The organism is Bacteroides graminisolvens, assembly GCF_963666085.1.
GTDB classification, from domain to species: Bacteria; Bacteroidota; Bacteroidia; order Bacteroidales; family Bacteroidaceae; genus Bacteroides; species Bacteroides graminisolvens.
This window is the reverse complement of record NZ_OY762556.1, coordinates 1659012-1675365: the sequence shown is the minus strand read 5'-3', so window position 1 is coordinate 1675365 and position 16354 is coordinate 1659012. Positions and strand designations below refer to the sequence as shown.

Sequence of the window (16354 nt, the reverse complement as noted above, 5' to 3'; positions counted from 1 at the left end):
TAGAATAACATGTCAGACTCCATTCAACCTAATTCCATAAAAGCCTGGATATTGGCTGCCCGTCCCAAAACTCTTGCCGGTGCATTGACACCGGTCCTTATCGGTTCGGCCCTTGCCTTCATGCACGGTTCTTTTCATTGGCTACCTGTATTCATCTGTTTTCTTTTTGCCGGGTTCATGCAAATAGCAGCCAACTTCATCAACGACCTGTTTGACTACCTAAAAGGAAGCGACCGAGAAGATCGCCTGGGGCCTGAAAGAGCCTGTTCGCAGGGATGGATTTCTCCCCGAGCCATGCGTTGGGGTATACTGACTATCCTTATCGTAGCTTGCCTCACAGGCAGTACATTACTTTATTATGGAGGAATGCAACTCATTGGAGTGGGACTGGTGTGTGTGCTCTTTGCTTTTTTATATACTACAGGTCCTTACCCGCTCTCTTACAACGGGTGGGGCGACATATTGGTGCTTGTCTTCTTCGGCTTTGTACCGGTTGGTGGTACCTATTACGTGCAATCTTTGAACTGGAATAACGATGTAACAGTTGCATCGCTACTTTGCGGTTTGGTAGTCGACACCTTGTTGGTGGTTAACAATTACCGTGACCGCGAAGCAGATAAGAAAAGTGGTAAACGAACCGTCATTGTTCGTTTCGGCGAAAAATTTGGCAGTTATCTCTATTTATGGCTAGGTATTTCAGCAACATTAGGCTGTTTGTGGTTTCTTCGTGATCAACGTTATTATGCAGCTTTGCTCCCTTTACTGTATGTAATTCCTCACGTACTGACATGGCGCAAAATGGTTAAAATACACAGCGGTAAAAAATTAAACAGCATATTAGGAGAAACATCTCGTAACATGCTGTTATTCGCAATTCTTTTATCGTTAGGAATGATTTTATCGTGAGCCGTACATCTTATCGTAATAATGTTGATAATCACCACTTGTTACCTCCTCTACCCACGATTGATTATTTAAGTACCATTCAATGGTCTTAACAATTCCGTTTTCAAATTTGGTTTCCGGATACCACCCCAACTCCCGGGTAATCTTTGTAGGATCAATAGCATAGCGCAGATCATGCCCCAAGCGATCTTTTACAAATGTAATAAGACCTTCGTTGATCCAGTCAATGGAAATTGCACCTTGCGCATCCTTTTCTTTCTTCTTAAGAACGGTACGATACTCCGGTTTCTCAGTCATCAACTGACGAATCGTTGCTATCGTTAACTTAACAATATCAAGGTTTGTTTTTTCGTTATGACCACCCACATTATATACCTCTCCATCGGTACCTTGCCTTACTATCAAATCAATAGCCTTGCAATGATCCTCCACATAAAGCCAGTCGCGCACATTACTTCCATCACCGTAAACAGGTAACTTTTTCCCTTCCAAGATATTTTTAATGATGAGCGGTATCAGTTTCTCGGGGAAATGAAAAGGACCATAATTATTAGAACAGCGTGAAACCGTGACCGGCATCTTGTACGTGTCATGATATGCCATAACCACCATATCAGCACTTGCTTTCGAAGCACTATACGGACTGTGAGGGCAAAGAGGGGTCTCTTCCGTAAAATAGCCATCGGTTCCCAATGAGCCATACACTTCATCGGTAGATACCTGGTGGAATCGTACGCCTTTACGCCACAAAGGATAACCTTGCGTATCTTTCCCGGCAACCCACGCACGACGCGCGGCATCCAACAGATTCTGCGTGCCCAGAATGTTAGTCGTCAGAAACAGTTGAGGATTCTCAATGCTTCTGTCAACATGACTTTCTGCAGCAAAATTGACCACATAATCAAATTTATATTTGGCAAAAAGTTCTTCGGCCATCGAACGATCACAAACATCCCCCTTTACAAAAATGCAGCGGTCGTTATCAATATCTGAGACTATCGTTCCCAAATTGCCTGCATAAGTAAGTGCATCAAGCACCACTACACGCAAATCACTGTGTTTGCCTAGAATGTATTTTATATAATTGGCACCGATAAAACCGGCAGCCCCGGTTACAAGATAAGTTTTCATTGATCTATGACGTTTGTTTATTCAATCTCTTATTTGTTATCATTGGCAGCAAGTTCCAACAAGTAACAGCCGTACTCCGTTTTCTCGAGTCGGCGACCTAAAGTCTGAAGCTCCTCAGTCGATATCCAACCATTTCTCCAAGCAATTTCTTCAATACAGCTCACATAAAACCCTTGTCGGTTTTGAATGGTTGCAACAAAATTCGATGCTTCCAATAAACTATTGCAATTTCCGGTATCCAGCCAGGCAAATCCTCGTCCAAAGAGTTGCACATTAAGCGTACCTTCGTCCAAATACAATTTATTCAAATCCGTGATTTCATATTCGCCTCTTGCCGAAGGCTTAAGTGAGGCAGCTTTTTGAGTAACTGTTGAATCATAAAAATACAGGCCCGGTACAGCATAATCACTTTTAGGCATATCCGGTTTTTCTTCTAAAGAGACCACTTTGCCTGTTTCATCAAACTCAACAACCCCATACGCACGAGGATCTTTTACGTAGTATCCAAAAATACAAGCTCCTTGAGTTAAACCCGCAGCCTGCTTCAACATAGCCGAAAAGTTCTGCCCATAAAAAAGGTTATCACCTAAAATCAAACAACCAGCCTCCCCCTGCAAAAAATCGGCTCCCAACACAAATGCCTGGGCCAAGCCATTAGGCTGCTCTTGCATTTGGTATTCAAACGTCATACCAAGTTCTTCACCGGTACCCAACAGATTGCGAAATACAGGGAGATCACGAGGAGTAGAAATAATCAATACTTCACGGATACCGGCAAGCATTAATGTGGAAAGAGGATAGTAAATCATCGGTTTATCATAAACCGGCATGACTTGTTTGGAGATGGCTTTTGATAAAGGATAAAGACGCGTTGCGCTTCCTCCCGCCAAAATAATACCTTTCATAATCAGCTATTGTTATTCATACAAATCAGTCATCAAACCAATTTATGGGTTAAAACATCATTTTTACACAAACCGCACACGAAGTTACTGAAATATTTTATTTTAAGAGGTAAACTCTATCAGTAATTTTATTCTTAAGTATGCGACACACATTAAAGAGTTCCGGCAAGTATACATACCGGTTTGTTAACCGGCTATTTCTATAACTTCCAAATCCTTAAACACGCCGTTATCTATCACAAAACGAACCATGGTACGAACTTTGTGAAAACCGGATATACCGGCAGCACCCGGATTAATGTGCAACAAATTGAGTGTTTTGTCATATTTCACCTTCAAGATATGAGAATGTCCGCTAATAAACAACTGAGGCGGACGCACCAAAATGCTTCCCCTAACGGAAGCGTCATAATTTCCCGGATAACCTCCTATGTGCTTCATCATCACATCGGCTCCATCAATGGTAAAACGGTTTATGAGAGGAAACTCCTTCCGAATGTCTTGGCCATCAATATTGCCATACACCGCACGGAGCGGACGAAAAGCAGCCAGTTTTCGGGCTATCTCCAGCGAACCTATATCACCGGCATGCCATATTTCATCACAATGCTCAAAATAAGTCAGGTACTTATCATCCCAATAGGCATGTGTATCCGACAACAATCCAATTCTTGTCATAATTCCTTTGTTTATATCTGCAAAGATATTATATTTGAGGCAAATTAAGTTGATGGAAAACAGCTATAATTACTTCAAGCGAGATATCAGTTGGCTATCGTTCAACTATCGGGTGTTGCTGGAGGCAGAGGATGAAAATCTTCCGCTTTATGAACGCATTAACTTTATTGCCATCTATTCGTCAAATTTGGAAGAGTTCTATAAGATAAGGGTGGCCGATCATAAAGCAATTGCCAATGGAGGTGCACGCAATTCGGAAGAATCAGTAGAAAGTTCCCTTCAATTACTCGAAGAAATCAGTGCCGAAGTAAACAGACAACTGGAAAAACGCGTTGAGATATACGAAAACAAAATTCTTCCGGCCCTTCGTCGCAAACACATTGTGTTCTATCAAAGCCACCGTGTGGAAGCCTTTCACGAAGAATACATCAAAAGTTTCTTTAAAGAAGAAATTTTCCCCTACTTGCAACCCGTTCCTTTGTGGAAAGATAAAGTAACCTCATTCCTGCGAGACAACCGCCTATATCTGGCCGTACGGCTCTATCTGAAAGGAACTGCGCCCGAAGATCCCAGCCATACGCAATATTTCGTGATGAAACTGCCCTACTCCAAAGTTCCACGCTTTATTGAACTGCCCCGGCATGGTGAAGAGCATTATATTATATACATAGAAGATATTATCAAGGCCAACATAAATTCCATTTTCCCGGGCTACCAGGTAGACAGCAGCTATTGCATCAAAATATCCAGAGATGCCGATATTCTGATAGACGATGCATCCGAAGGAGACATTGTTGAACAAGTAAAGAAAAAAGTCAAGAAGCGTAAGATAGGAGCCGTTTGTCGTTTCGTATACGACAGGAAAATGCCTGACGATTTTTTGAACTACCTGACGGATGTTTTTCACATTGATAAAAATGAGCTGGTTCCTGGCGACAAACATCTTAACTTAGAAGATTTGATTCATTTGCCCAATCCATTGAAAGGAATAGAAGAAAACCCCAAGCCCAAACCCATGAGGCTCAACTGCCTGGACAATAAGGAATCCATTTTCAGATACGTAGCTAAGAAAGACCTGTTATTGCATTATCCTTATCATTCGTTCGGACACTTCATCCATTTCCTGTATGAAGCCGTGCACGATGCACGCACAACCGAAATCATGGTCACACAATATCGCGTGGCCGAAAATTCGGCAGTGATCAACACATTGATTTCGGCTGCTCAAAACGGAAAGAAAGTAACTGTATTTGTTGAACTAAAAGCCCGATTCGATGAAGAGAATAACCTGACAACTGCCGAAATGATGAAAGATGCAGGGATCAACATCATCTATAGCATACCAGGCCTCAAAGTACACGCTAAGGTGGCGCTCATACTCAGAAAAAACAAAAAAGGCAATCCCATCAGAAGTTATGCGTATATCAGCACCGGCAATTTCAACGAACAAACAGCCGATGTGTATGCCGATTGCGGCTTATTTACCTGTAATAAAACCCTCGTAAATGATTTGCATACACTCTTTTCAACGTTAGGCGGAAAACAAAACCCTATTTTTAAACGCCTGCTGGTAGCACGATTTAACCTCATACCCGAACTTCACAAGCTGATTGAACATGAAATTCACTTAGCAGAAAGCGGTCAGAAAGGAAGAATCATACTCAAAATGAACGCTCTTCAAGATTCGGCTATGATTGCCAAGCTTTACGAAGCTTCGAGCCGGGGAGTGGAGATAGACTTGATTGTAAGAGGAATCTGCTGCCTGATACCCGGACAGCCATACAGCAAAAACATTAAAATAACCCGTATCGTGGATAGTTTTCTGGAACATGCCCGTATTTGGTATTTCGGAAACAACAATAGTCCTAAAGTCTTTTTGGGATCGCCCGATTGGATGAGAAGAAATTTATATCGTCGCATTGAAGCCGTAACGCCGGTTCTTGACATCGACTTACGAAATGAAATAATAAACCTGCTAAACATTCAGCTTAATGACAATCAAAAGGCTTGTTTTGTAGATGAAAACTTAAAAAACGTATTCAAGAATGACATATTGCAACCTCCTATACGGGCTCAATATGCCTTTTATGCATATTTGAAAGACAAAAATGAAACATTTCTGTAACATGTATGCAACTTATTTGCAATAAAAAACTCATTATCTTTGCAAACCAGAAACAGAAAACATATTTATGGAAACAATTTACCTGGGTATTATTATTTTCTTATTCGTTTTGGCTGTATTCGACTTGATGGTCGGTGTTAGTAATGACGCAGTCAACTTTCTAAATTCCGCTATCGGCGCCAAAGCCGCTTCCTTTAAAACGATCATGATTATCTCGGCAATCGGTATCTTTATCGGAGCCTCGTTATCAAATGGTATGATGGACATTGCCCGACACGGAATTTATCAACCGGAGCACTTCTACTTTGAAGAAATTATGTGCATTCTACTGGCAGTGATGCTCACGGATGTAGTTCTGCTCGATGTGTTCAACTCCATGGGAATGCCAACCTCAACCACCGTATCGATGGTGTTTGAATTGCTGGGAGGTACATTCGCTCTGGCTTTGATTAAGGTGTACGGCGACAGCTCACTGGAATTGGGTGACCTCATTAACACAGACAAAGCGCTGTCGGTCATCATGGCTATTTTCGTGTCAGTGGCTATCGCTTTCTTTTTCGGTATGTTGGTGCAATACATAGCCCGCGTTATCTTTTCCTTTAATTACCAAAACAAGATGAAGTACAGCATCGGCCTTTTCGGAGGAATTGCCGCTACTGCCATCATCTATTTCATGCTAATTAAAGGATTGAAAGACAGTTCATTTATGACCAAAGAAAACTTGGCATGGGTAAAAGACCATACGGCTCAGTTGGTTCTTACCTGCTTTGTATTCTTCACCGTTTTGATGCAAATTCTGCATTGGTTAAAAATAAACGTATTCAAGATTATAGTTTTGCTGGGAACCTTTGCTTTGGCACTTGCATTTGCCGGCAATGACTTGGTTAACTTCATCGGAGTACCTTTGGCCGGTTATTCTTCTTTCCTGGATTATACAGCCAACGGTGCCGGATATGCCCCAGACAGTTTCCTGATGACTTCACTGCTGGGCCCGGCAAGCACTCCATGGTATTTCTTAGTTGGCGCCGGAGCCATCATGGTATACGCCCTATTCACCTCTAAGAAAGCTCATGCAGTTATCAAAACATCGGTAGACCTCTCTCGGCAGGATGAAGGTGAAGAAACATTCGGAAGTACCCCCATTGCCCGTACACTAGTACGCATCAGCCTGAACATGTCGAACAGCCTGTCACGCATCATACCCGAAGGTACCAAAAACTGGATTGACTCACGTTTTCGCAAAGACGAAGCGATTATTGCCGACGGAGGAGCGTTTGACCTTGTCCGTGCAGCCGTGAATCTGGTATTGGCAGGATTACTTATCGCCATTGGTACCTCATTAAAGCTCCCCTTGTCAACCACATACGTAACGTTCATGGTGGCAATGGGTAGCTCACTGGCCGACAGAGCCTGGGGACGTGATTCGGCCGTATTCCGTATTACCGGTGTGTTGTCCGTTATCGGAGGCTGGTTTCTCACCGCAGGTGCTGCATTTACCATCTGTTTCTTTGTAGCTCTTATCATCCATTTCGGAGGAACTGTTGCCATTGTGCTACTTATTGGTTTAGCAGCCTTCACACTGATTCGTAGTCAGGTTCTTTTCAAGAAGAAAAATCTCAAAGGAAAAGAGAACGAAACATTCAAAGAAATTATGCGTAGTACCGACAGCAATCAAGCTCTCAATTTGATGCGTGTACTCACTCGTGAAGAATTGAACAAAGTATTACTCTATGCAGAAGAGAACTTTGACCGTACCGTAAACTCTTTCATCAATGAAAATCTCAGAGGACTAAGAAAAGCAATGGGTGCCAGTAAATTTGAGAAGCAACTGCTGAAACAGATGAAGCGTACCGGTACGTTAGCCATGTGCCGACTCGACAACAATACCGTTCTCGAAAAAGGTTTGTATTACTATCAGGGAAATGACTTCGCCAGCGAACTGGTGTATAGCATCAACAGATTGTGCGAGCCCTGCCTGGAACACATTGATAATAACTTCAACCCGCTGGATGTGGCTCAGAAGAATGAGTTTAGCGAAGCATCTGCCAAAATCACGGCACTGATCAGTTCATGCCGCGAGAAGCTGAATAACAATGCTTACGAGGACTTTGAAACGGATTTGGCCACAGCAAATGCTCTTAACGCGCAATTGGCTCATCTGAAACGCGAAGAACTAAAACGTATTCAGACTCAAACGGGCAGTATTAAGGTAAGCATGGTTTATCTTACCATGATACAAGAAGCACAAAATGTGGTAACTTATACCATTAATTTGATGAAGGTAAATCGTAAATTCCAAATGGATTTTGAGATATAAGACTTTAACAGACATGATAATAATGGGTCGGGCTAGTTGTTAGCTCGACCCATTATACTTTAACATCTCCTACCAAGTTAACCCCGGAACATATTTTTTCAGGCTGTTGCGCAAAGCCATCAGAGTGATGGGTTTAACTAACACCTCGGTGGCACCTGCCACCATGGCTTGCTGCTGATCTTCATAAAAGGCATACGCAGTCTGCACAATAATAGGAATGTCCGGAGAAGATTGCCGAATGATACGTGTAGCTTCCAGTCCATCCATCAGTGGCATCTTGAGATCCATTAACAAGACATCGGCCTGTTCACCGTGCTGTTCATACAAATTCAACATTTCCTGTCCGTTACGCGCCCATAAAACATCGCACCGATTATTGATTATCGCCTTAATCAGTTTGAAATTACTTTCATCATCCTCTGCTACAAGAATTAACGGACGTTCTTTATTAGGTATTTTGCTTTCCATATATCCGGATTTATTTCATGATAAGTCATTTATATTATTCTCCTTGATAAAGCGAAGGTAACAAAAATAAATTATCATATACCTGTTGGCGCGATTAAAAAGTGAAGAGATTTATGCCGGGTAGAACCAATTTTACAAATTCACCCTTTGACATCATGAATCAGACGAATCTTGTCAAGAGCAGATTTATATATTATTAACGAGTAAACAGGGAAGCAACAAAGAGCGGCAAGACTTTGGTAAAACATAACCAACTTTTTGAAAAACATAACCGACTTTTCCAAAAACATAACGAGCAATTTTAAATCATAAACCGTCTTTTGGGTCCTGAGCAACCGTCTTACGACCATAACACGGTTGCTCAGGAGCCTTTTGCTACCGTGCAAACCGGCGCAAGACACCGTGTTAATGCAATCATAAACCGTTAAGACATAAAAAAAGGCAAGAGTACGAACTCCTGCCTTTGCGCCTATAATAATTTGAATATACTATAAGATTATAAGTACAAAGATAATACATTATACTGTCAATACCAAATCATTGTGGTTCTTTTATCAGGTTATTATTAGGGCACAAACCGCGGTGTTTCGAACGTAACGAAAACAGCCAATCCGCAAAATAAATACATAAAGGAACCGACGAAAAGCCTTATATACAAACAATAAATAGATAGATGCATATAAGGAATAATCACCAAAAAAGTTGGTGATACTTGGTGATACTTGGTGAGGCTTTTTTTTAGCCAAGTGTCACACATAAAAAACTGATAATCAAAGCATTGCAAGGTTGGTGATACTTGGTGATACTTTTTTTCTATCATTTTATGAGGAACGCAACAACCCATGTAGCCGGAGTTAAATATGCGCTAAGTTAATTCCGCAAACGGGTTATTATATGTATCTTTGCCGCTCAATTTTAAAAAGCAATACATGATTTCAGTAGACGGACTGACCGTAGAGTTTGGCGGGTCCACCTTATTCAGCGATATTTCATTCGTTATCAACGAAAAAGACCGCATTGCCCTGATGGGTAAAAACGGTGCAGGAAAGAGTACTTTACTTAAGATTTTGGCCGGCGCGCGTCCCGCTACGCGGGGCAAGATATCAGCTCCCAAAGAAAGCGTAATTGCTTACCTGCCTCAGCACCTGATGACCGAGGACGGACGAACTGTTTTTGAAGAAACAGCATTGGCTTTCTCACATATACACGATATGGAGGCTCAGATTGAACGTTTGAATAAAGAGCTGGAAACACGTACTGATTACGAATCGGACAGCTACATGAATCTGATTGAAGAAGTATCTGCCCTGAGCGAAAAATTCTATGCGATTGACCTGACCAATTACGAAGAGGATGTTGAAAAAGCATTGCTGGGATTAGGATTTGATAGAGAAGATTTCGGACGTCCTACCAAAGACTTTAGCGGCGGCTGGCGCATGCGTATTGAACTGGCGAAACTACTTTTGCAAAAGCCCGATGTATTGCTACTCGATGAGCCGACCAACCATCTTGATATTGAATCCATTCAATGGTTGGAAGACTTTCTTATTAACAGTGCCAAAGCCGTAATTGTAATCAGCCACGACCGTAAGTTTGTTGATAACATCACCACACGTACCATTGAAGTAACCATGGGGCGTATTTACGATTACAAGGTGAACTACTCTAAATATCTTGAACTGCGCAAAGAACGACGTGAACAGCAACAAAAAGCGTTCGAAGAGCAACAGAAGTTCATTGCCGAAACCAAAGAGTTTATTGAACGATTCAAAGGAACTTATTCAAAAACGCTACAGGTACAAAGTCGTGTAAAGATGCTTGAGAAACTTGAGATTCTTGAAGTGGACGAGGAAGACAGTTCGGCTCTGCGCCTGAAGTTCCCGCCTTCTCCCCGCTCCGGAAACTATCCTGTTATCATGGAGAATGTTGGCAAACAATACGGTGACCATGTGGTATTTAAAAATGCCAGTCTGACTATTGAACGCGGTGATAAAGTAGCCTTTGTAGGACGAAACGGAGAGGGTAAATCAACCTTGGTAAAATGCATCATGAAGGAAATTGAGCACAACGGTACTCTTACCTTGGGACATAATATTCAAATAGGATATTTTGCACAGAATCAGGCATCCATGCTCGATGAGAACCTCACTGTTTTTCAAACGATAGATGACGTAGCTAAAGGTGATATACGAAACAAGATACGCGATTTGCTTGGCGCTTTCATGTTTGGCGGTGAAGAGTCGACTAAAAAGGTTAAAGTTCTTTCCGGAGGTGAAAGAACCCGTCTGGCCATGATCAAACTATTGTTGGAACCCGTCAATCTGCTTATTCTGGATGAGCCCACTAACCACCTCGACATGAAGACCAAAGATATTTTGAAACAAGCACTAGCCGACTTTGACGGCACATTGATTGTAGTTTCACATGATCGTGATTTCCTCGATGGGTTGGTAACCAAGGTATACGAATTTGGAAACAAGAAAGTAACCGAACACTTGTGTGGTATTTATGAGTTTCTTGAGAAAAAGAAAATGTTATCGCTCAACGAACTAGAGAAAAAATAGAATAATCTTTTTTATATATTGATAAGGTTTATATAGAACTTTATTTGCAGTAAATATGTTTTCTTTGCTAATGTGATTTAAAAACAATGATTATCCATTTTAAAACGAAAAGAAAAATGAAAAAACTGTTTTATTGCGCTGCATTTGTTGCAGCAATGGGCTTATTCACAACTGCTAATGCTCAGAATACCGCTCAGAAAAAAGAAGTAAAGAAAGAGCAATGCGATAAGAAATGTGACAAGAAAGACGGTAAAGCTTGTAGTAAAGCCGATGCAGACAAATCTTGCTGCAAAAAAGATGCTGCTAAGAAATCTTGCTGCAGCAAAGAAAAAGCAGAAAAGAAATAAAAACGTTACCAATGCGTAACTAAATGAAAAGCCGACCTTTTACAGGTCGGCTTTTCTTGTTCATAGACGAATTACCACAACCATTTTTTATGAACATTAGTTGTTTGAAAGCAACAGAGTTCCTATCTTTGCCTTCATAAGAAATGTACATGCAAAAAAAGAGGAAATATATATCTTTGTTTCTATGTATGATCAGCTTGTTCTTGCTGGTTATTTCTTCTTTACCTCACCACCACCATGATGAAGGCGGTATTTGCTTTAAGAAAGATCTGGCCGAACACCCTATTCATCATCATGCTGATGATACGTGTTGCAATGATCAGTGCATCGCACAAATACAACCTCTTCACCCTTCAGGCGCTGAAAAGATTGTCTCGCCGGATTATTTTCTCATCCTTACACTCTTTACCGTGCCACTTATTGAGTGGCTGCTACAACCACAACAAAGGGTACTAAAAAACCAAGCATATCATTACTTAGAGAGGCTTCACAGCTCTCCGGTCACTTCGCTTAATCAACTTCGCGCCCCTCCTGTGCTTTCTGCAATTCTGTAAAATACAGATTTTCTTATCAGTTAGCTGGGGTATTTCAGATCGAAATACTCGTTTATACGTATACTTAATATTATAGATAAATAAACGATGAATAAAGTTATATATACAGGCGGCTTATTGCTGTGCCTGCTGGCATTGGGCGGATGCCGTTCAAATAGCGAAAGCGATCACCGTCACGAGCACGAAACAGAAGGTGAGCATGAACATGAAGGTCATGGCGACGAGATTATTTTCCACAAAGAAAAAGCAGAAGCAGCCGGGATTGAGGTCAGCACCGTAAAAAGCGGAACATTCTATCAGGTTCTTCAAACGAGTGGTGAAATTATGGCTGCTCAGGGGGACGAAAAAACGTTAGTAGCATCAGTGTCAGGCATTGTATCTTTTCAAACAAAGATAGTGGAAGGTATGAAAGTAGGTGCAGGTAGTATACTGTTGAGACTTTCATCAAACAACATTGCCGACGGTGATCCGGTGCAGAAGGCCAAAGTTGCTTACGAAACATCACAAAAGGAGTTTAACCGGATGCAGGTGCTGGTAAAAAGCAAAATTGTATCCGAGAAGGAGTTTAACACTGCTCGTCAGAACTATGAAACAGCTAAGATCAGTTACGAATCTCTGGCTTCCGGGCACTCCAGGTACGGACAAGCCATTCAGGCACCCATAAGTGGTTATATTAAAAACATTTTAGTGAAAGAGGGTGATTACGTATCAACCGGACAGCCACTCATGCAAATCAGTCAGAACCGTCGACTCTTCCTCAAAGCTGAGATCTCTGAAAAGGATTATGCACATCTGCCTCATATTACCACAGCCCGTTTCAAAACAGCCTACAACCCAAAGGTCTACTCCTTGAATGAGTTGAACGGCAAACTGCTTTCATTCGGCAAGAGCACTAACGGTAGTTCTTATTTTATACCGGTAACATTTGAATTTGACAACAGAGGCGATGTAGTTCCTGGCAGTTACGTGGAAGTTTATCTGCAATCGTCTCCGATAGAAAATACAATTGCCATTCCTCGAAGTGCGTTGACAGAAGAACAGGGTATTTACTACGTTTACCTGCAACTCGACGAAGAAGGATACGCCAAACAAGAAGTGACGCTGGGAACCGATAACGGCGAATTTGTTCAAATAACGAACGGACTTAAAAATGACGACCGTCTGGTTACCAAAGGTGCCATGCACATTAAACTAGCCTCCGCAAGTAATGCGATCCCTGCTCATTCACACGAACATTAAGAGAGAACGGTCATGCTAAATAAAATTATTCATTACGCATTGCACAATAGGTTAGTTGTGCTTGCCGCCTCGTTTATTTTACTGATAGCGGGGCTATACACGGCTGTTCATACAGAAGTTGATGTCTTTCCCGATTTAAATGCGCCCACGGTGGTAATTATGACCGAAGCAAGTGGTATGGCGGCCGAAGAAGTTGAACAACTGGTTACTTTTCCCATTGAAACGGCCGTGAATGGTTCAATCGGCGTAAGAAGAGTACGTTCTTCCTCTACCAATGGCTTCTCGGTAGTCTGGGTGGAATTCAACTGGAACACTGATATTTACCTCGACAGGCAAATTGTATCCGAAAAATTAGCTGAGGTCAGCGAATCATTACCTCCTACCGTGGGTAGGCCTACGCTAGGGCCACAATCGTCTATCTTGGGTGAAATGCTTATTGTAGGACTTACAGCCGACTCAACTTCCTTGCTTGATTTGCGCACAATAGCCGACTGGAGTATAAGACCGCGTCTTCTTTCGACCGGTGGTGTAGCTCAGGTTTCTGTTTTAGGTGGTGACATCAAAGAGTTTCAGATTCAACTAGATCCGGGATTAATGAAACACTACGGTGTTAGTGTTGATGAGGTGGTTGCAGCTACCAAGGATATGAACCTAAATGCGAATGGCGGTGTGGTATACGAATATGGCAATGAATACATTGTAAGGGGTGTATTGTCAACCAACAACGTAGAGCGTTTAAAGAAAGCTCTGATTCGAAAAACCAACGAAATGCCAATATACCTAGGCGATGTGGCCGAAATTAAAATAAACGGCAAAGCACCCAAGCTGGGTTGTGCGTCTTTACGTGGTCACGAAGCTGTGTTATTAACCGTAACCAAACAGCCTAACACAAGTACGATTGAACTAACCGAGAAGTTAGAAGAAGCCTTGAATGATATACAAAAAAACCTGCCACGTGATGTTAAAGTGTCTACTGATATATTCAGACAAAGTCAATTCATAGAATCATCTATCCACAATGTACAACGTTCTTTGTTGGAAGGCGGTATTTTTGTAGTTATTGTTCTGTTCTTGTTTCTAGCCAATGTGCGAACGACACTTATTTCTTTAGTAACCCTTCCTCTGTCATTGCTTGTATCCATATTGGTACTACATTATATGGGAATGAGTATTAATACCATGAGTTTGGGAGGAATGGCCATCGCTATTGGTTCGTTAGTCGACGACGCCATTGTCGATGTGGAAAATGTATTTAAAAGGCTACGCGAAAATAAATTAAAGCCTGTAGCCGAACAAGATTCCGTTATTAAGATAGTTTTTGAGGCATCCAAAGAAGTGCGAATGCCCATTTTGAACTCAACGCTAATTATTGTTGTGAGCTTTGTGCCTCTTTTTTTTCTAACAGGGATGGAAGGGCGTATGTTGGTTCCGCTAGGCGTTTCCTTCATCGTATCTTTATTTGCATCGACCATAGTGGCGCTCACTCTCACCCCCGTGCTATGTAGTTACTTGTTGGGCCGAGAAAAAGGAGACAAACTACCTAAAGAAGCTTTCGTTGCTTTATGGATGCAGAAAATTTACCGTAGAAGTTTGATGTGGGCATTAGCCAATAAACGCATCGTGCTGGCAGGTACGGCTGTTTTATTTATTGCAGCGCTAGTGACATTCCTGAATCTGGGAAGAAGTTTCCTCCCCTCTTTTAACGAAGGCTCATTTACTATCAACGTGAGTTCGCTGCCGGGAATTTCGCTCGAAGAAAGCAATCGTTTAGGATTACAGGCCGAACAAGCCTTGCTCTCTATTCCGGAAATACAAACTGTGGCCCGTAAAACCGGTAGAGCAGAACTTGACGAACATGCATTGGGAGTCAATGTATCCGAAATCGAAGCCCCTTTTATTCTGAAAGACAGGTCGCGTAACGAACTGATTGCCGATGTACGCAAGAAACTATCAATTATTTCAGGAGCAAATATTGAAATAGGTCAGCCCATCAGTCATCGTATTGACGCTATGTTATCGGGAACCAGAGCAAATATCGCCATTAAACTTTTTGGTGATGATTTGAATAAGATGTTTGTTATGGGAAATCGCATCAAACAAGCTATTGCGCAGATAGAGGGAATAGCCGACTTGAATGTAGAACAACAGATAGAACGCCCACAATTAACCATTGTGCCTCGCAGAGAGATATTGGCCAAATATGGTATCACTCTGCCCGAGTTCTCGGAATACATCCGGATTGCATTGGCCGGAGAAACCGTTTCTCAGGTATACGAGGGAGGACAAGCGTTCGACTTAACGGTGAAAGTGAAAGAGAATAGCAAGGATGAAATGGCCAAAATAGCAGCTTTGACTATTGATACATCCGACGGCAAAAAGGTTCCTCTTAGTTATGTGGCCGACATTTCTTCCACCGCTGGCCCCAACACCATTAACCGGGAAAATGTAAAGAGGAAGATTGTTATTTCAGCCAACGTGGAAAACAGAGATCTTCGTAGTGTGGTAAACGATATACAGAAGCAGATTGACGAAACCATTACCCTACCCGAAGGTTATCACATTGAGTACGGTGGTCAATTTGAAAGCGAAGAGGCGGCTAGCAGAACGTTGGCATTAACCTCCTTCTTGTCCGTGATCGTCATCTTTTTACTACTCTATCATCAATTCAAAAGTAGCACTCAAGCGGGAGTCATCCTGCTTAACCTGCCACTTGCATTGATTGGTGGGGTATTTATGCTAGCCGTAACAGCCGGTGAACTAAGTATTCCGGCTATCATCGGTTTTATATCACTATTCGGAATTGCAACGAGAAACGGTATGTTGTTGGTGAGTCATTACCAGCATCTTCAAGACGTAGAAGGCTATTCTTTGCAGGAAAGTATCATTAAAGGTTCGCTCGACCGACTTAATCCGATATTGATGACGGCACTTTCATCGGCCTTGGCGCTAATCCCGTTAGCCATTAATGGTGATCTGGCAGGCAACGAGATACAGAGTCCCATGGCAAAAGTTATTTTAGGAGGGTTGCTGACATCCACTTTCCTCAACGGATTCATTGTGCCCATTGTATACCGGTTCACCGCAGCTAAAAAGAAATCTAATCATTAATACGTATTAAAG

Annotated in this window: 12 protein-coding genes; 8 read left to right on the top strand and 4 right to left on the bottom strand. The window is 42.0% G+C overall.

Annotation, left to right across the window (positions count from 1 at the left end; translation table 11 throughout):
- Positions 1–9 precede the first annotated feature (9 nt).
- Positions 10–906: a 1,4-dihydroxy-2-naphthoate polyprenyltransferase gene (locus ACKPCE_RS06905; protein WP_319504621.1), complete on the top strand. Its 897-nt coding sequence runs from the start codon at positions 10–12 to the stop codon at positions 904–906.
- Here ACKPCE_RS06905 and rfbB read toward each other — a convergent pair.
- The 3 genes from rfbB to ACKPCE_RS06890 form a co-directional block, all read right to left on the bottom strand.
- Positions 898–2037, bottom strand: a complete 1140-nt coding sequence (gene rfbB, locus ACKPCE_RS06900) for a dTDP-glucose 4,6-dehydratase (protein ID WP_308765628.1) — start codon at positions 2035–2037, stop codon at positions 898–900. The two genes, ACKPCE_RS06905 and rfbB, sit on opposite strands and share 9 nt — an antisense overlap.
- Before the next feature lie 29 nt (positions 2038–2066).
- A complete protein-coding gene (gene rfbA, locus ACKPCE_RS06895; protein WP_319504620.1) occupies positions 2067–2942 on the bottom strand; it encodes a glucose-1-phosphate thymidylyltransferase RfbA in 876 nt (291 codons plus the stop codon).
- 186 nt (positions 2943–3128) lie between these two features.
- On the bottom strand, positions 3129–3620 hold the full coding sequence (locus ACKPCE_RS06890; RefSeq protein ID WP_024996812.1) for a metallophosphoesterase family protein: 492 nt from the start codon (positions 3618–3620) through the stop codon (positions 3129–3131).
- A 52-nt stretch (positions 3621–3672) separates the two neighbouring features.
- Here ACKPCE_RS06890 and ACKPCE_RS06885 point away from each other — a divergent pair, with 52 nt between their 5' ends.
- Both ACKPCE_RS06885 and ACKPCE_RS06880 read left to right on the top strand, forming a co-directional pair.
- Complete coding sequence (locus ACKPCE_RS06885; RefSeq protein ID WP_319504619.1) at positions 3673–5745, top strand: RNA degradosome polyphosphate kinase; 2073 nt, start codon at positions 3673–3675, stop codon at positions 5743–5745.
- A gap of 67 nt (positions 5746–5812) precedes the next feature.
- Positions 5813–8062 (top strand): inorganic phosphate transporter, encoded by a 2250-nt coding sequence (locus ACKPCE_RS06880; RefSeq protein ID WP_319504618.1) that lies wholly within the window; start codon positions 5813–5815, stop codon positions 8060–8062.
- A 69-nt stretch (positions 8063–8131) separates the two neighbouring features.
- Here ACKPCE_RS06880 and ACKPCE_RS06875 read toward each other — a convergent pair whose 3' ends face one another.
- Positions 8132–8530: a response regulator gene (locus ACKPCE_RS06875; protein WP_024996809.1), complete on the bottom strand. Its 399-nt coding sequence runs from the start codon at positions 8528–8530 to the stop codon at positions 8132–8134.
- Positions 8531–9459: 929 nt separating this feature from the next.
- Between ACKPCE_RS06875 and ACKPCE_RS06870 the strand changes: the two genes are divergently transcribed.
- The 5 genes from ACKPCE_RS06870 to ACKPCE_RS06850 all read left to right on the top strand — a co-directional run bounded on the left by ACKPCE_RS06870 (position 9460) and on the right by ACKPCE_RS06850 (position 16342).
- Positions 9460–11094, top strand: coding sequence for an ABC-F family ATP-binding cassette domain-containing protein (locus ACKPCE_RS06870; protein ID WP_319504617.1), 1635 nt, complete (start codon positions 9460–9462; stop codon positions 11092–11094).
- 116 nt (positions 11095–11210) lie between these two features.
- Positions 11211–11441, top strand: a complete 231-nt coding sequence (locus ACKPCE_RS06865; RefSeq protein ID WP_034782185.1) for a hypothetical protein — start codon at positions 11211–11213, stop codon at positions 11439–11441.
- Positions 11442–11590: 149 nt separating this feature from the next.
- Positions 11591–11995 (top strand): DUF6769 family protein, encoded by a 405-nt coding sequence (locus tag ACKPCE_RS06860; RefSeq protein WP_319504616.1) that lies wholly within the window; start codon positions 11591–11593, stop codon positions 11993–11995.
- 87 nt (positions 11996–12082) lie between these two features.
- Positions 12083–13234 (top strand): efflux RND transporter periplasmic adaptor subunit, encoded by a 1152-nt coding sequence (locus ACKPCE_RS06855; protein ID WP_319504615.1) that lies wholly within the window; start codon positions 12083–12085, stop codon positions 13232–13234.
- Between the two features lie 12 nt (positions 13235–13246).
- Positions 13247–16342, top strand: a complete 3096-nt coding sequence (locus tag ACKPCE_RS06850; protein ID WP_319504614.1) for an efflux RND transporter permease subunit — start codon at positions 13247–13249, stop codon at positions 16340–16342.
- Positions 16343–16354 lie beyond the last annotated feature (12 nt).